Below are 17,873 nucleotides of genomic sequence, written 5' to 3'. Positions count from 1 at the left end.
CGCGCAATCAATTCACGCGGACGAAAAGGCTTGGTGATATAGTCGTCCGCACCCATGTTCAGCCCGGTAACAACACTCGCCTCATCGCCGGAAGCCGTCAGAAAGATAACGGGAACATCTTGAGTTTCTTTGATTTCCGTGCAAATCGTAAAGCCATTTCCGTCAGGCAAAGAAATATCAATCAACGCCAAGTCAAATTTATTCCCGGCAAGGGCGGCAAGGGCTTCACTCCGCGTAGGGGCGTGAGTGACTGTAAATCCCTCCGAGCGGAGCAGAAGCACAAGGTTTTTGGCGATTGCCTTATCGTCCTCAACCAAAAATATCCGTTTCATTTATTTTCACCATCCTTTACTTTACTGCTCCTGTATCGTCCGTCAGCCGGTTTTTCAGCGTCAATCGGAACAAGCCATGTATTTCCCATTTTTTTAGCTCCCTTAATCCGTCCAGCAGAGCAATGGTACACTACCATTCTGTCTGTGATTCCCCAATTTCTCGCTGCTTCTTTTGTCGTTATATAATCCACGCATAACACCTCCATAATTTTATTATATTTCTTTTGACGGAAATATACAAGCTGAGGTATAAAACAACGTCAAGACCACCGGCTTAGCCGGTGGATAAGGATTATTTTTGCCAGTTTTTATCTGGCTGGATTTCTAAAGAATAATTGCGGCGGTGGACGCTCCTGTTGTTTCGATTGCGGCATGGCTATCACTTCCTTTCTGATTTTAGGGCAAGAAAAAAGACGCTCATTTCTGAACGTCTAAATTAAGAGAAAAGGAGTACCATTTTCACAGTACCCCTTTGATTCTCAATCTTTATTTTCTTGTATCCCCACACTCTATATCAACCACCACAGAAACATTGATATAGTTTTTAATGACCTTATTTCTGATTTTATCACCCTCACCTGTGAAGATGATATGTTTGAAAAAGTGCCTAAAACAAAGGATTTCTACGTATCTACTCGTTGTATCAACACCACGCACTCCACATGAGCCGTATGCGGGAACATATCCACTGGTTGTATTTTTTCAGTCTTATAATTTAGTTCATCTAAAATAGCTAAATCCCTAGCCAAAGTTCCTGCATCACAGGATACATATACAATTCTTTTAGGATTAATTTTAGCTATGGCTTCTAAAAGAACTCTTTCACAGCCTTTTCTTGGAGGATCCACTACCACGACATCTGCTTTTATACCTTTATTTATTAAATCCGGTATAACTTGTTCAGACTTTCCTACTAGGAAATCCACATTGTCCACATTATTTAACTTAGCATTTTCCCATGCATTTCCTATAGCTTCAGGAATTATCTCTACACCATACACTTTTTTTGCCTTTTGAGCTAAGAAAAGTGATATAGTTCCAGTACCACAGTAAGCGTCAAAAACTATTTCATCACCAGTTAAATTTGCATATTCTAATGCCTTATTATAAAGTACTTCCGTTTGCACAGGATTAACTTGAAAAAATGATAATGGGGATATATTAAACTTAAACTTTCCTATGTAATCTTGTATGGTATCCTTTCCCCAAAGGGTACTTGATTTTTGTCCTAATATAACATTGGTCTTTTCTGAATTTATATTTTGAATAATACTTACTACTTCTTTTATATTACTAGTTAAAAGCTCTATGATTTCATCTTTATGTGGAAGTTCATTAGTCCTTGTAACAAGTACTACCATCACCTCTGAAGTCTTAAAACCCTTTCTTATCATAAGATGTCTTAAAACTCCTGTATGAGTGCTTTCATCATAAGCTTTGATGTTATTTGTAATCATCCACTGCTTTACTAAGGTCATTATTTTTTCGCTTATCTCATCTTGTATGTAACACTTTTCCATGTTAATTATGTCGTGAGATCGCAGTGCATAAAATCCTATGTTTATTTCTCCATTTGCTTCACCTACAGGAAGTTGAACCTTATTTCTATAATTATAAGGGTTTTCCATACCTATAACAGGAAGCACTTCAGGATTTATCTTACCTATTCTCTCTATGGCATCCTTAACTCTTTGTCCTTTAAAATCTAGCTGGCCTTCATAGGATAAATGTTGAAGCTGACATCCTCCACATCTTTTATATATACCGCATATAGGCTCAGTTCTATAATTAGACTCCTGAGCTACATTTAAAAGTTTACCAAAGGCAAAGTTTTTATTCACTTTTACTATTTTAGCATTTACCTTTTCCCCTTTAATGGCACCAGGAATAAATATAGTAAAATCATCTATTTTCCCTACTCCTTCACCTTCATAGCCCATGCCCTTTATTTCTACTATGTAATCTTTATTTTTTTCTACTGGTATAATTTTTTTCATATTTACCACCTTAAAATATAATATTTAATTTAACAATAGTTATATTATAACCTAAATTAAGAAAACTCCACATATGATTTTACATTATATTAACCCCTGTAGATATTTACACTTAAATAAAAATTATCTACAGGGGTTGTACTTTTTAATTATATAAAAATAACTCTACTTAAAACCATCCTAAAATAAGCTGATATACAAATGGTACAAGTACCGCTGGAAGTAAATTTGCTACCTTAATCTTTGTAAGATTTAACATATTAAATCCAAGTCCTAATATAAGTAAACTTCCTACTGCTGTAATGTTTGTTATTACAGATTCCACTAATATTCCTTTTATAAGAGAAGCAGATAATGCTATTAACCCCTGATATATAAATACTGATACTCCTGTAAATACTACACCTATGCCATATGTAGAAGATAATATTATTGCAGAACATCCATCTATAACGGATTTAGCAAATAAAGTGCTATTATTTCCTGTAAGACCACTTTCCAGAGGCCCTACTATAGCCATAGCTCCTATACACATTAAAAGTGTAGACACTACAAATCCTTCAGAGAACTTACCATGTTTTCCTTCAAACTTACTTTGTATGTTATCTCCTAATTTTCTAAGTCTTAAATCAATATCTATGATTTCTCCTATAATAGCCCCTATAACTATACTTAGAATAACCAGTATAGTATCTTGTCCCTTTATTGCTCCTGAAATTCCTATAAGCATTACACAAAGAGCTAGTCCAGTAAATACTGTTTCCTTTATTTTGTCTGGAATACCCTTACCTATAAGCATTCCTATTAATCCCCCAGCAGCTACTGCCAAAGAGTTTACTATAACCCCAAACATCTTAAGCCTCCTTATTTAAGTCCATCAAGTACCATGCATCGCAGCCAAAATGTTCTGTTTCTATGATGGGTCTATCAAGTTTATAAAAACCATTGTTTTGATAAAACTTATTAGCAGCTTCCATGCTATTTAAAGTTTCAAGATAGCATTTATCATATCTTTCCTTTGAAAAATCTAAAGCAATTTTTATAATCTTTCCTGCTATACCTGTACCTCTTGCTTCTTGTATAAAGTACATTTTTTGAAGCTCGCATACTCCATCAAGATTCTTCATAGGTGCTATTCCACATCCACCTATGATTTCCCCATTTCTTTCCGCAACCCAGTATTCTGAATCTTCATCCTTATAAGCCTCAGAGAGATAAGATAATTCAGGATCTGCCCAAGCAAATCCTTCTCTATTCGCCCCAAATTCTATTAGACATTCCTTTATTATCTTTTCAATGTCCTTGTTGTCCTCTTTTGTTAATTTTCTTATAATCATTTCCATAAATATGCCCCCTTTTTTTGCTTTGTATTAAATTATAAATTATTGAAATGCTAAATTAAACCCCTAGGTTAAAATAATATTAAAGATAATAGGATTTATCGTGTTTATATATAAAAAAAAGCGCACCTCTTTAAGAGGTGCAAAAAAGAATCAGTTGTCCTAAATTTACTTTTATTATCAATATATTTTAACCATATATCTACCTATTATACAATAGTTTTTTTATTTTATACCTTAAATTTTAAAATAAACACTCTTTATTCATTAAAAATCTTTCTTACTCTTTTTAACATATCTCTTATAGGTAAATCATAGGGACATCTTTCTTCACAAACTCCACATTCTATGCAGTCCTTCGCTCTACGCTCTGCACTCTGATATCTATCATCTGCCCAATCTGGAAGTCCATATCTTTCTTTATATGCTTGAAGTACAAATATACTTGGAATATCTATACCTGCAGTACATGGTGCACAATAGCTGCATCTTCTACAAAACTCTGTTCCAAGTTCTTCTGATATTTTCTTTATTTCTTCTTTTTCATCTTCAGTTAAAGTATATTCTTTGCTTACCACTTCTGTATTTATATCTATCTCATTTATAGAAGCCATTCCTGGAATTGCAGTACTTATACTTTCATTTGAAAGTATAAATTTTATTGCTAAGTCTCCCTTAGTTAGAGCTCCCCCTGCCATAGGTTTCATAGCTATTACACCAATATTTAATTCTTTAGCTCTCTTAAAGACTTCTTCTCCTTGAGTTTCTACTATATTATATGGATACATAATTGTTTCAAATTTTCCTGTTTCTATAGCTACTTTAAGCATATCTAAACTATGTGAAGTTATCCCTATATGTCTTATAATACCTTTTTTCTTTAACTCTAATAAAGCACTGTAAGCCCCATCCTCACTTAAAACCTTATCCAATTGTTCTTGGGTTCTCACATTGTGTAATTGATAAAGATCAATATAATTTGTTTGCAAGTTTTTTAAACTTATTTCCACATCCTTAAGCATGGACTCCTTATCCCTTGCCATGGATTTAGTTGCTATAATCCATTTTTCTCTTCTTCCCTTAAGAGCATTTCCTATTAACTCTTCTGAAATTGTATACCCTCTTGCAGAGTCTATAAAATTTATTCCCTTAGTCTCTGCATATTCTAAAAGCTTTGCAGTTTCTTTTTCATCCACCTTTTGAATTGGTATTCCTCCAAATCCAACTGCTGATACCTTAAGTCCCGTCCCGCCTAAAATTCTGTATTTCAAAATCTTAACCCCTCCTGTTTAATGAATAAATAATAATTAATAGATAATAATTTAAGTTAAAATTCAGCATCAGCTGAATCTCTCCTATAATCATTATCTATTACTTGTTAATTATTATTTCATTCTAAACTATGCTTACTTTTCCATTATAAACTATTCCACGTTTTACATCCATTGTTATATATGCACCATTCTTTAATATTTCTGTTGCACCACCAGCTCCTGTGATTATAGGAACTTCATTTGTTATACATTGGATAGCTAAATGAGAAGTTAATCCTCCCTTTTCAGTTATGATCCCTGATATTCTATCTAAAACAGAAATATACTCTATATCTGAATCTCTAACTACTAAGATATCTCCCTTTTCTGCTAATTCAACTGCTTCTCTTGGACTTTTTACTACTTTTACATTTCCATATCCAGGTACATTTCCGGCTCCTCTTCCCTGAACTAGTATATCTCCTACCACATGAACCTTTAACATATTTGTTGTTCCAGATAAACTTACAGGTATTCCTGCAGCAATTACTACTAAATCACCACTTTTAACATATCCTGATTTTACAGATATATCTACAGATGCATCTATAAGTTCATCAGTAGATCCCACTTGATTTGTAAGTATAGGGAATACTCCAAAGTTTAATGAAAGCTTTCTTGCTACACTTACACTTGGTGTTACGGCAATTATAGGACAAGATGGTCTGTATTTAGACACCATTCTTGCTGTATATCCACTTTGTGTTGCTGTAATTATTGCTGAAGCACTCAATTCCAAGGATGCAGTACAAGTTGCAATGCTTATGGCATTTGCTACATTAAGTACATGTAGTTCTTTTTTCTTATTCAATATTGCTTGATGATCCAGTTTCGCTTCTGTAGCCTGAGCTATTCTTGACATAGTTGCAGCTGCTTCTATAGGATATTTACCACTGGCAGTTTCTCCACTAAGCATTATAGCATCAGTTCCATCAAATATTGCATTTGCAATGTCTGAAGCCTCAGCTCTTGTAGGCCTTGGATTTCTTATCATGGAATCAAGCATTTGAGTTGCTGTTATAACAGCCTTACCTGCCTTATTACATTTTTCTATTATCATCTTTTGAATTAATGGTACTTGTTCTATTGGAATTTCAACTCCCATATCTCCTCTAGCAACCATTATTCCATCAGAAAGCCTTATTATTTCATCTATATTTTCCACACCTTGGTGATTTTCTATCTTTGAGAATATTTGAATGTCTGCTCCTCCATTTTGTTCAAGTATCTTTCTTATGGCAAGAACATCCGCTCCTCTTCTTATAAATGAAGCAGCTACTATATCCACGTTCATTTCACATCCAAACTTCAAGTCCTCCTTATCTCTTTCAGTAAGGGAAGGAAGTGATGTGCATACTCCCGGAACATTTACGCCCTTATGGTTTCCTACCATTCCACTATTTTTTACTATGCAGTGAATTTTATTTCCTTCTGTGGATTCAACTTCAAGCCCTACAAGACCATCATCTATAAGAATCATATTCCCTGGTTTTACATCTTCCCAAAGCCTATCATAAGTTATTGAGCACTTAGTTTCGTCTCCTAATACCTCTTCCCCACAATATACAGTAAACTTATTTCCTTCTTTAAGTTCTAATTTCCCACCTTCAAAGTTTCCTGTTCTTATTTCTGGTCCTTTAGTATCAAGTATTATTGCAACTTCTTTATTAAATTTCTTACTTATATTTCTAACCATTTCCATTCTTATCTTGTGTTCATCGTGAGTACCATGTGAAAAGTTATGCCTTGAAGCATTCATTCCAATCTTAACAAGTTCAGATAACACCTGTTCGTTATCGCTTGCAGGACCTATCGTAAAAACCATTTTAGTTTTTTGCATAAAAATTACCTCCAGTTTTAACCTATAATCTTATCTTCTAAATTTTCAAATCCTATTAATCAATTATTTAAGCATTTTTAATATGATAATGCTTCTGCTATACTATATAACTTTTCATCAAAACTTCTTTTTATAGCAAGAGCTTCATCTATATCTTCATCGATTATTTTCCCATCCTTTACACCTACTACTCTTGCTGATTTCCCTTCAAGTAGTAATTCTACTGCTCTGTAACCTAATCGAGAAGCTAATATTCTATCATTTGCAGTTGGACTTCCTCCTCTTTGTATATGTCCAAGGATAGTTGCTCTTGCTCCTATACCTGTAACTTCTTCTATTTTACTTGCTATTTCATTAGCTCCTCCAACACCTTCTGCAACTATTATTAAATTGTGCATTTTCCCTCGGAGTTTACCTTCTAAAATAGTTTTGCATAATAAATTTATGTCATATCCCTTTTCAGGAACTATTATACTTTCTGCCCCTCCTGCAAGTCCTGCATAAAGTGCTATATCTCCACAGTTTCTTCCCATAACTTCTACTATACTTACTCTTTCATGAGAAGTTGAGGTATCTCTTAATTTATTTATAGCATCAAGTACTGTATTTACTGCAGTATCAAAACCTATAGTACAGTCTGTATAAGCAATATCATTATCAATTGTTCCTGGGATACCCACCATTTTTATTCCATACTTTGATAATGCCTGCCCTCCATGAAAAGAACCATCTCCTCCTATAACTACCAATCCATCTATTCCAAAAGCATTTAATATTGCAACTCCCTTTTTCTGTCCCGCTTCAGTTCTAAATTCTTCTGATCTAGCAGTTCTAAGTATGGTCCCACCTCTATGTATGATATCTGCCACACTTCTTCTATCCATTTCGAAAATTTCTCCATTTATAAGACCGCTAAATCCTCTTTGTATTCCCATTACGGATAAACCTTTATCTAAACCTGTTCTTACCACTGCCCTTATTGCAGCATTCATGCCAGGTGCATCTCCACCACTGGTTAAAACAGCAATCTTTTTCATAACAATACCTCCGTAGTCAAATTTACAATAAGAATTAATTTTTGACTGTTATTGTTTCTATTTAAATTATATCCACAATAACATTTTTTAAACCGCTTGGACACTTTATGTCCCGCCATCTTTATATTAAAAACACATTGTACTATCTATAACTAATTTTAATAAAATTATGACTTTTATGCAATGTTTTCCTAGCAAATATATATAATAATAAGCAAAATATTATGGGCTAATTCCCTCTTAATATTTTGCTTATTATTATTAGACTTTATACTACTTTAACATTTTCTATGGCAAATTGATTTTTTAAAAACGTAAGAAGTTCTTTTTCCCCATTTACCCAAAGTTCTTTATTCATTACAAAGGCCTTATTAATGCTTTTTACATATAAGTATATTGGAATACTTCCTTTGTAACTCGGACATATTATCTTTAGCTGCTTCAAGCTAGGTTGAAGTTCTTCTTCTGTATCTATTCTAATGTATATTTTTTCAATGCTGCTACCTGAAAGATCACTTATATCTTCACATAATATTTTAGGTGCCTCATCTTCTCTAATAGATACTCTTCCACTAACAAGTATCATGGCATCTTCATTTATAAGGTGTCGAAGCTTATTAAAAACTTTAGGGAACACCACAAGCTCGATAATTCCATACAAATCTTCTATTTCCACAAAAGCCATCATATCGTTATTTTTAGTAAGTTTTTTATTTACCGAAGTAATTATCCCACCTATTTTAACCTTTTGTCCATCCTTTACTTTCTTATCCTGTAATAGTACTCCCTCATTACTCTCTTCTAAAGATCCTGAGGAAATTATTTCTCCAATATTAATACTTGTCTTGTTCTTTAAAACTTCCTTATATTCTTCTAAAGGATGCCCTGAAAGATATAATCCTGTCATTTCCTTTTCCATAAATAATAAGTGTTTTTTATCAAATTCTTTTATCTCAGGATATTTTATATCTATTGGGTCTATTTCCTGCTCTCCAAAATCTGAAAATAAATTTATTTGACCTTGTATATTCTTTTTCTTATCCCCATTTATTCCATCCATTACTTTTTCATGTACAGCCAAAAGTCTTGAACGATATACTCCAAAGGAGTCTAACGCCCCTGCTTTTATTAAACTTTCCACTGCTCTTTTATTTATTACGCCTAGGTCTACCTTGTTGCAAAAATCCAGTAAATCCTTAAATCTACCTTTTTCACTTCTAACCTTCACTATATTTTCTATAACATTTACACCTACATTTTTTATAGCTGCTATTCCAAATCTAATTTGTTCTCCCTGTACAGTAAACTTTGTGTAACTTTCATTTATATCAGGAGGAAGTATTTCTATACTTCTTTCATTCCCAAATCTTATATAATAGGCTACTTTTTCATTGTTGCCCATTACACTGTTTAGCATTGCTGCAATAAATTCTGTTGGATAATATCTCATCAAATATGCTGTTTGATATGCAACTACTGCATATGCCGCCGCATGGGATTTATTAAAAGCATATGACGCGAAGTCCATCATTTGATTAAATATTTTATTTGCAGCTTCCTCACTGATACCATTTCTTAGACATCCTGGAACCTCTACATTTCCACCTTCATCTACAATTCCATATATGAAGTTTTTGCGTTCTTCTTCCATGACCTTGTGCTTTTTCTTAGACATAGCACGTCTAACTAAATCCGCACGTCCCAAAGAGTATCCTGCTAAATCCCTAACTATTTGCATTACCTCTTCTTGGTAAATCATTACCCCATAGGTGACTTTTAGTATGTGCTCAAGCTGAGGTGTTTCATATTCTATACTTTCGGGATGCCTTTTATTTTCAACATATCTTGGTATTTCTGCCATAGGCCCTGGCCTATAAAGACTTATTCCAGCTATTATATCCTCAAAAGAATCCGGTTTTAAATCCTTCATAAAGGATGTCATTCCTGGAGACTCTAGCTGAAAGGCTCCTACAGTTTTTCCTTCGCCAAGCATCTTGTATACATTTTTATCATCGAAATCTATATTATCTAAATCTATTTCTATTCCCTTGTTTTCTTTTATCATGTTAACTGCATCTGTCATAACAGTCAAAGTTCTAAGACCCAAGAAATCCATCTTTAAAAGTCCAAGCTCTTCTAAAGTTCCCATGGTAAATTGAGTTACAATGTTTCCTTCATTTTTTTGAAGTGGCACATAGGTTACCAAAGGGTTTGAAGCTATTACAACTCCTGCAGCATGAGTAGAGGTATGCCTTGGGAGCCCCTCCAACGCCCTTGCCACATCTATAAGATCCTTAGTTCTTGGTTCTTCTTCATAAGCTGTACTAAGTTCCGGATTTAACTCTAGAGCTTTATCTATGGTTATATTAAGCATAGTTGGGATCATTTTAGCTATTCTGTCTACTTCAGAGTAAGGATAGCTCATTGCTCTACCTACATCTCTGATGCATGCTCTTGCTGCCATGGTTCCAAAGGTTACAATTTGAGATACATTTTCCTTACCATACTTTTCAACTACATAATCTATTACTTCTTGTCTTCTTTCATAGCAAAAGTCAGAATCTATCTATCCTACCCTCTTTTTCAAGATACTTTAACACTACCTAAATGTAGTGGGTATAGACTATATCTTCACCTACCGACCTTAACGGTTTAGGCTGCCCCGCTTCGAGATATAAATATCCCTACGTGCCCTCGCACTAGTCGTTGAACCTTCCTCTCATCAAGGCTTGGCTGCGGGTTATCCAGCAGAACCTGACTAATTCAAATTCCTATAATTTTTATGGTTATACCGCCATTACACTTAGATATAATCTCAATCTTTTGCTTTGGCCTATAGGACTCTCAGGACTTTCCCGCAATTCGAGGCTCTTTAAGCACAGTATTTCTACTGTACACGACTAATATTAACTGTAGAACATCTCTTCTAATTTTTTATATTTATCTCTTTTTCTCTCCAAAAAAATTGTTGAATCCTTATATAGATAACTCAAAATAGAATATACCTTTCTTAATCCACCATAACTTAAATAGTAATTATTTTTGGTATCTTTATTTCTTTTATATAATTTATACTTAAAGTCATACGCTGATACTTTATTAAATATTTCTATAAGCTTATATAAAAATTCCTTAGTACCGCATATTTTAAAATTAATGGAACCTTCAGATAAAATCAAGCTACCATCTCCATCAAAATACCCTCTAATAAAGTGCCTATATAACTTTTTAGGTAAAATTTCTTCACTAGGAAACTCTATTATTAATGTTTTTCTAAGCTTTACACCTTTATTCTGTAAATCATTAAAAATTTCTTCGTTATTTATTAATAATCTAGAGTATGGATGCTTGCCATATTCACTATTTGTTTCATAATTATGCAAAGGATAGTCACTTTCTAAACATTTTAATAGCTTTACCAAATGAGATTTATCTTTCATAGCTAATGCTAATCCAAAGCTATGTGGCATAGTAACAAATCCATCTGCATAAATAAATCCTAGCCAATAAGCCTTATCTTCGGTATCAATTATCTTAAAAAAGCTATCATTCATCTTATATATTTTATGGCTTTTACTTAGGTTTCTTGTTGGAATCTTCCACCTTCTTAATGCATCGTATATTCCACATAAACTAGCTCCATAAACCTTTGCAATTTTATCACATGACAATCCTTGATTTTGATAGAGATTAATAATATCTATTTTATAGTTATCCAATTCAAATCTTTTCAAAAGATCATCTCCTTATTAAAAGAGAAGCTTAAAAAGTTAATATTTAATCTGGCATGCTTATTCTTTCAGGGTTTAAGAACATTAGTTATTATCCACAAGCTTTTTATCTTGTGCTCTGGAGGTTTCCCTCATTTTCATCAACTGGTTAATTCCAGCCCAGATTGGACTATATCATCTCAGTAAATTCATGCATTACTTCATAACTTATTATGCGCAAATATCTTAAATTTATACGAACGTATATTCTGATTTTACTGAACCGGGCTCTCGTGGGAGTAATTATTACTTGGCTGCTCATACTCCTAGTCTCTGAACCTTTCCGCTACTTAATGCCATTCACGGACTTGGCTGCTGATTAGCATGCTGCATTATACAGTTTAGCCTTCCAGCAATTCACCCAGTTTAACGAGCGCATCTCTTTACGCTCAAATAGCAAATTATACTTAATAGGGTCAATCTTTGTTATTCCCAAAGTATAGGCAACCAAAGATCCCGCTGCACTACCTCTTCCAGGTCCCGTTGGTATGCCACTTTCTACTGCAAACCTTATAAAATCCCAAACTATTAGGAAGTAGTCCACGTACCCCATTTGTTTTATAACTCCAAGCTCATATTCAAGTCTCTTAGTAAGCTCTTCATTTATATTTTCATATCTTTCCTTCAAGCCTTCTAAGCACACATTCTTTAAATACTCAAAATGGTCTGTTCCTTCAGGCAGTGGAAAGTTTGGAAGCTTAGATTTATGAAACTCATAATCAAAATTACATTGCTCTGCAATTTTAACCGCATTTTCTAGTGCTTCAGGTACATGAGAAAAGATTTCATACATTTCTTCAGGAGATTTTAAATAAAATTCATCTGAAGGATACCTCATTCTCTCTTCTTCATCTACAGTTTTTGCTGTCTGTATACAAAGAAGTATATCATGAGACCTGTAATCTTCCTTTTTTATATAATGCACATCGTTGGTTGCAACTAATGGTATATCAAGCCTTTTTGACATTTCAATTATCTCTTTGTTTACCTTAAGCTGTTCCTTCATACCATGATATTGAAGTTCTAAATAAAATCCATCTTTAAAGATTTCTTTATATAATAATGCTGTTTTTTCCGCCTTTTGTATATTGTCCTGCAATATGTAGGCCTGTATTTCTCCCCCTAAGCAGGCACTTAACGCAATAAGACCTTCGCTATGTTCTCTTAGCACTTCATGATCAACTCTTGGCTTGTAATAAAATCCCTCTATAGATGCCTTAGACACTATCTTCATCAAGTTTGCATAGCCCTTTTCATTTTTCACTAAAAGTACCAAATGATAAATATCATTCTCTTTATCATTTACCTTTACATGCATGGACTTTGGTACTACATATATCTCACAGCCTATTATAGGCTTTATTCCTTGTTCTTTAGCCTCTTGATAAAATTCTACGCATCCATACATCACTCCATGATCCGTTATAGCAATGCTGTCCATCCCTAATTCCTTAGTTCTTTTTATAAGATTGGAAATTTTTGCTGAAGAATCTAGAAGGGAATACCCCGTATGTTGATGTAAACTTACCCAACGAGGCCTTAGAGCTATTTCTTCTGTCATACTATCTCTCCTTTCTTAATTAACTGTTCACTGTTAACTATTAATTAGCTTCGTATCATCTTTGCTAACATCATACATTTTGCTATTAGATCACCCTTATCATTATGCATCTCCACTTCTACTTTATAAAAGCATCTTCCAACCATTTTACAAGAATTTCTTCCATAATCCATTATTTCAGTATATATTTCTACCTTCTCATCCATTTGTAGTGGTTTTACAAAGTAAGTAGATACATTATCAACAATTAAATTAATGGTGTCCCTTTCCTTAATTGCAAGCATTCCCACAGTGGTTAAGAGCATGTTTAATGCTCCCCAGGATGCGGTCCCTATAGGATCAAGCATTTCAGGTACAATTTTACCTGAGAAACAAACCTTATCCTCTAGTTTTTCACATTTAAACTTTTTAAGTATTATAGATTCTAAGTTTTCTTCCATTTGCGTCTGATTACTTACGCGCTTGAGAGCTCTTATTATATTCTCCCTTTTTAATACGCCAAATAGTTTTTTATTATAAATTACTGGACAAAACTCTATTGCTTGACTCTCCATTAAATGTGCTGCATATGCCGCAGTATCACCAATTTCTAAGAATAAATAGTTCTTATCCATTATTTTCTCAATCTTTTCTTCATCTCCTATTTTAGATGAAAGATTTCCAAATCCTACAACTCCTACTAGTTTCATATCATCATTTACTACAGGAAACAGAGCTTCTGAAGTCTCTAATGTAAGTTCTTTAAGCCTTGTTATTTTATCTTCGGATTTTAAAAAAGGATACTGTGTATCCATAATATCCTTTACTAATACAATATCCTTTTTAACCATAGTTTCAGACATGGCTTTATTTATCATAGTAGCTATAGTAAAGGTATCATAAGGAGTACATATTACTGGAAGCTTAAATTCATTTGCAAGGTCTTTTATATCCTCACTACACTTAAATCCACCAGTTATTATAACCCCACACCCTTTTTCTAAAGCCAATCTATGGACTATTTCTCTATTTCCTGCAATTACAATACAGCCTTCATATATATATTCACTTATTGCTTCAGGGGTCATTGCTCCTATTACAAATTGATTTAATGTTTTATGGATGCCATCCTTGCCTGCAACTAAATTTCCATTAATTATATTTACAACTTCCCCAAAAGTTAGCATATGTTCGCTTTTTCTTTCAAGCTTTTCTATTCTAACAGTACCTGTTCTTGGAATAGTTGTTACAAGTCCTAATGCCTCACATTCCTTGATTCCCTTATATGCAGTTCCTTCACTTATATTTAAATTAGATGCCATAGTCCTTACAGAAATCTTAGTTCCCACTTGAAGGGAAGTAATATAACTTATAACTTTATTATGTTTAGACATATCACTTACCTTCCTTTCTTAATTCTTCCGCAATTTTTTCAATTCTTCGAAGTCTGTGATTTACACCAGATTTGCCCACAGGCGGAGTTAACATTTCCCCTAATTCTTTTAATGACTCATCTGGATATTTTAATCTTACCTCTGCAATTTCTCTTAAGTTTTTTGCAAGTCTCTGAAGTCCTACTTCCCTTTGTATAAGCTTTATGCTTTCTATTTGTCTTACTGCTGCATTTACAGTCTTGCTTAAATTTGCAGTTTCACAATTAACTAATCTATTTACGTTGTTTCTCATTTCTTTCATGATACGCACATTTTCTAATTCTAAAAGTGATGTGTGTGCTCCAATTACATTAAGAAGATCTATTATTTGTTCTCCTTCTTTTATATAAATTATATAGCTACTCTTTCTTTGTATAACTTTAGAATTTAGTCCGTAAACATTTATTGTATCGCTTAGTTTTTTTGCATATTCTTCATTGTGTGTAACAAATTCTAAATGGTAGGTTTTTTCAGGGTTACTTATACTTCCCCCTCCTAAAAAGGCTCCTCTTATATAAGCTCTCTTAGTAGAATCATCTGATATAATTTCATCAGAAATACCATAGTTTAAAGAAAGCATTCCATCTTCCTCTATTAAAACTTCTGTTCTAGTTAAAATTCCTTTAACATCTGAATCTTCTGTTATAACCACAATGTATAAGTTATTTTTTTTAAAAGAATTACTCCTCTTCATCATTATTTTTGCATGAATATTAAAGTACTCCTTAAGTAACTTAAAAACAACTCTTGCAATAGCAGGGTTTTCTGTGGTAATTTTAAAACTTATCTTTCGATTACTTCCAAAAGTTAATGTACCACTTGCTCTCATTATTGCCGATAGCTCTGCTAAAGCTTCTTCCTTTGACAATTTTGTATATCTACATACTTCGTTTTTTACTTTAGCTGAAAATGACATATTTTTTACTCCCTATTCTTTTTTTCTTTTAATCTCTCAGATAAATAGAAGTATTCTATAATCTTCTTCTTATCGTACAGCAGTGTTTTTTCCATTATGGTTTCTATTATCATAGATGCTAACTTTTCAGAGTTATGTCTTATAAAACCATTTTTAATATTTATTAAATCTCCATCAATTCTTTTAATATTCATAGAACTTATCACATCTATATCCACATCTACCATATGTGACTCTTCTTCCTTATATTTTCCTTGAGGTCCTTCTTCTACTCCTCCATTATTTACTATTACATAGTCAATAACTTCATCTCCTGCATGTCTAAAAATAGATTTAATATGATCGCTTACAGCATAATTATCAGTTTCCCCAGGCTGAGTCATTATATTTGACACATATATTTTAATAGCAGTAGTTCTTTTAAGAGCGGAGCTTATATCTTTAATAAGTAAATTAGGGATAACACTTGTATATAGACTTCCAGGACCTAGTATTATAGCATCTGCTTCTCTTATAGCATTTACAGCTTCCTTAAGCGCCCTGGCATCTTTAGGTTCTATAAAAACCCTTTGAATTGGACTCTTTTGACTTAATGCTTCCTCAGGAATCATAGATTCTCCTTCTACTATGTTTCCATTCTGAAGTTCAGCCTTTAACACCACATTTTCTAAAGTAACAGGGATAACTTTCCCTGTTACTGCAAGAACCGAACTCATCTTTTGAACTGCTTCTTCAAAATTAGTTGATATACCGTCCATGGCAGCCAAAAACAAATTCCCAAAACTTTGATTTTTGAGTCTTCCATCTTTAAATCTATATTGAAGTAATTCTTCCATTAAAGGCTCTGTATCAGATAGCGCCAAAATACAGTTTCTTATATCCCCTGGAGGCAGTATTCCAAGATCCTCTCTTAAGTCTCCAGAGCCTCCTCCATCATCTGCAACAGTAACTATTGCAGTTATATTAGAGGTGTAATATTTTAGCCCTCTAAGCATTGTAGAAAGTCCTGTTCCTCCTCCTATTGCAACTATCTTTGGTCCCTTTACTAATAATCTTTTTTCATATATTAAGGTTTCTAATTTTTTCGAGTCTAAAGACACATTTAAATAACCTTTATTTATAAGTGCAATAATTGATCGCATTCCTTGAGTTACAGACATATATAGCACAAATAGCCCCAGTGCAATTAAAAACACATAAAAAGCCATATAGTAAAAGCTATATAATCTATGCCTTACAAACTCTAAAAGAGCAAATGCAATAAAAAGTATTCCCATGGCCCCAAGTAATATCCATCTTTTTACCTTAATTCCTGGTCTAAGCCAATCTAGTATTTTCATACCTTTTTACCACCCTTATTAATATCTTCATTTATATCCCTGTGGTCTATAGTAACCTTGTGCCCATCTTCCTTAAGCTTTCCATATATGGCATTTGCAATGGCAACTGATCGATGTCTTCCACCAGTGCAGCCTATTGATACAATAAGTTGTCTTTTTCCCTCTCTTTGATAATTTGGTATTAAAAAGTTTAACATATCCTGTAGTTTATCAATAAAGTTTTTAGTTTCATTATATCCCATAACATATTCCACCACAGGAGTATCATTCCCTGAAAATTCCTTAAGCTCTGGTATGTAAAATGGATTAGGAAGAAATCTAACATCAAATACTAAGTCGGAATCTACTGGGATTCCATATTTAAAGCCAAAGGAAAGCACTGTAATCATAAGTTGAGTTTCTAGCTGCCCTTCTTCTCCATAAACCCTTGTTATTTCTTCTCTTAATACCATGTTTGTAAAATTGGAGGTATCTATTATATTATCTGCGTTATCCTTTACCTCTCTAAGTCTCTTTCTTTCCTCCACTATTCCATTTAAAATTCTACCTTCTGGTGCCAAAGGATGCTTTCTTCTGCACTCTTTAAATCTTTTTACTAATACCTCATCCGAAGCATCTAAAAATAAAATTTCATATTTATAATTTTCACTCTTTAAATAATTTAAACTGTGAAATAAGTCGTGGAAGAACTCGCCACCTCTTATATCCATTACTAATGCAATTTTATCTATCTTCCCTCTGGCCTCATAGCAGACTTCTGCAAACTTAGGTATGAGGGTAGGTGGCAAGTTATCTATACAAAAGTACCCTAGGTCCTCTAAATTTCTAATAGCTTGAGTTTTTCCTGCACCGGACATTCCTGTTACAATTACAAATCTCATTTCTAACCCTCCTTGCATCATTTATAGAAATCTTTGATTACGCTTCGTGATTTATTGGGATCTTTTATTATTTTATTATAACATATTTCAATTACCAATTATGAGTTTTCAACTTTGAATTTAACATGGAAATT

General features: G+C 33.3%; 13 protein-coding genes and 2 pseudogenes. All 15 read right to left on the bottom strand.

All coding sequences use genetic code 11. From position 1 onward, the window contains the following. The coding region (locus CRN98_RS10215) for a response regulator transcription factor (protein ID WP_143331291.1) at nucleotides 1–332 on the bottom strand (332 nt) is incomplete at its 3' end. Next, nucleotides 329–523, bottom strand: coding sequence for a helix-turn-helix domain-containing protein (locus tag CRN98_RS10210; RefSeq protein ID WP_097027315.1), 195 nt, complete (start codon nucleotides 521–523; stop codon nucleotides 329–331). The genes CRN98_RS10210 and CRN98_RS10215, both read right to left, overlap by 4 nt. Before the next feature lie 432 nt (nucleotides 524–955). Beyond that, nucleotides 956–2,329, bottom strand: coding sequence for a 23S rRNA (uracil(1939)-C(5))-methyltransferase RlmD (rlmD, locus tag CRN98_RS10205; protein ID WP_097027314.1), 1,374 nt, complete (start codon nucleotides 2,327–2,329; stop codon nucleotides 956–958). Between the two features lie 169 nt (nucleotides 2,330–2,498). Continuing rightward, on the bottom strand, nucleotides 2,499–3,182 hold the full coding sequence (locus tag CRN98_RS10200) for a DUF554 domain-containing protein (protein ID WP_097027313.1): 684 nt from the start codon (nucleotides 3,180–3,182) through the stop codon (nucleotides 2,499–2,501). Between the two features lies 1 nt (nucleotide 3,183). Beyond that, on the bottom strand, nucleotides 3,184–3,672 hold the full coding sequence (locus CRN98_RS10195) for a GNAT family N-acetyltransferase (RefSeq protein ID WP_341455810.1): 489 nt from the start codon (nucleotides 3,670–3,672) through the stop codon (nucleotides 3,184–3,186). Nucleotides 3,673–3,929: 257 nt separating this feature from the next. Further along, nucleotides 3,930–4,940 carry an aldo/keto reductase gene (locus CRN98_RS10190; protein WP_097027312.1) on the bottom strand — a complete coding sequence of 337 codons (1,011 nt, stop codon included), beginning with the start codon at nucleotides 4,938–4,940 and terminating at the stop codon, nucleotides 3,930–3,932. Nucleotides 4,941–5,064: 124 nt separating this feature from the next. Then, nucleotides 5,065–6,822: a pyruvate kinase gene (pyk, locus tag CRN98_RS10185; protein WP_097027311.1), complete on the bottom strand. Its 1,758-nt coding sequence runs from the start codon at nucleotides 6,820–6,822 to the stop codon at nucleotides 5,065–5,067. Nucleotides 6,823–6,899: 77 nt separating this feature from the next. Next, nucleotides 6,900–7,859: a 6-phosphofructokinase gene (pfkA, locus tag CRN98_RS10180; RefSeq protein WP_097027310.1), complete on the bottom strand. Its 960-nt coding sequence runs from the start codon at nucleotides 7,857–7,859 to the stop codon at nucleotides 6,900–6,902. A 268-nt stretch (nucleotides 7,860–8,127) separates the two neighbouring features. Further along, nucleotides 8,128–10,425 (bottom strand): annotated as a pseudogene (gene dnaE / locus CRN98_RS10175) (DNA polymerase III subunit alpha); the annotation flags it as partial. A 340-nt stretch (nucleotides 10,426–10,765) separates the two neighbouring features. Continuing rightward, a complete protein-coding gene (locus tag CRN98_RS10170) occupies nucleotides 10,766–11,593 on the bottom strand; it encodes an LAGLIDADG family homing endonuclease (protein WP_097027309.1) in 828 nt (275 codons plus the stop codon). A 421-nt stretch (nucleotides 11,594–12,014) separates the two neighbouring features. Further along, nucleotides 12,015–13,190, bottom strand: a pseudogene (gene dnaE / locus CRN98_RS10165) (DNA polymerase III subunit alpha); the annotation flags it as partial. Between the two features lie 44 nt (nucleotides 13,191–13,234). Further along, a complete protein-coding gene (locus CRN98_RS10160; protein WP_097027307.1) occupies nucleotides 13,235–14,563 on the bottom strand; it encodes a DRTGG domain-containing protein in 1,329 nt (442 codons plus the stop codon). 1 nt (nucleotide 14,564) lies between these two features. Next, on the bottom strand, nucleotides 14,565–15,518 hold the full coding sequence (whiA, locus tag CRN98_RS10155) for a DNA-binding protein WhiA (protein ID WP_097027306.1): 954 nt from the start codon (nucleotides 15,516–15,518) through the stop codon (nucleotides 14,565–14,567). A 5-nt stretch (nucleotides 15,519–15,523) separates the two neighbouring features. After that, entirely contained in the window at nucleotides 15,524–16,858 is a 1,335-nt protein-coding gene (locus tag CRN98_RS10150; RefSeq protein WP_097027305.1) for a gluconeogenesis factor YvcK family protein, read from the bottom strand. Beyond that, on the bottom strand, nucleotides 16,855–17,739 hold the full coding sequence (gene rapZ, locus CRN98_RS10145; RefSeq protein WP_097027304.1) for an RNase adapter RapZ: 885 nt from the start codon (nucleotides 17,737–17,739) through the stop codon (nucleotides 16,855–16,857). The genes CRN98_RS10150 and rapZ overlap by 4 nt, the downstream gene beginning before the upstream one ends. Between the last annotated feature and the right edge of the window lie 134 nt (nucleotides 17,740–17,873).

Origin of the sequence: Clostridium peptidivorans (assembly GCF_900205925.1) — a bacterium.
Taxonomy (GTDB): Bacteria; Bacillota; Clostridia; order Clostridiales; family Clostridiaceae; genus Clostridium_AK; species Clostridium_AK peptidivorans.
This window is presented reverse-complemented; position numbering and strand designations above follow the sequence as displayed.

Coding starts and splice junctions, on each gene's coding strand:
- rlmD (WP_097027314.1), bottom strand. CDS start 2,329: ATGAAAAAAATTATACCAGTAGAAAAAAATAAAGATTACATAGTAGAA.
- CRN98_RS10200 (WP_097027313.1), bottom strand. CDS start 3,182: ATGTTTGGGGTTATAGTAAACTCTTTGGCAGTAGCTGCTGGGGGATTA.
- CRN98_RS10195 (WP_341455810.1), bottom strand. CDS start 3,672: ATGGAAATGATTATAAGAAAATTAACAAAAGAGGACAACAAGGACATT.
- pyk (WP_097027311.1), bottom strand. CDS start 6,822: ATGCAAAAAACTAAAATGGTTTTTACGATAGGTCCTGCAAGCGATAAC.
- pfkA (WP_097027310.1), bottom strand. CDS start 7,859: ATGAAAAAGATTGCTGTTTTAACCAGTGGTGGAGATGCACCTGGCATG.
- CRN98_RS10160 (WP_097027307.1), bottom strand. CDS start 14,563: ATGTCTAAACATAATAAAGTTATAAGTTATATTACTTCCCTTCAAGTG.
- whiA (WP_097027306.1), bottom strand. CDS start 15,518: ATGTCATTTTCAGCTAAAGTAAAAAACGAAGTATGTAGATATACAAAA.
- CRN98_RS10150 (WP_097027305.1), bottom strand. CDS start 16,858: ATGAAAATACTAGATTGGCTTAGACCAGGAATTAAGGTAAAAAGATGG.
- rapZ (WP_097027304.1), bottom strand. CDS start 17,739: ATGAGATTTGTAATTGTAACAGGAATGTCCGGTGCAGGAAAAACTCAA.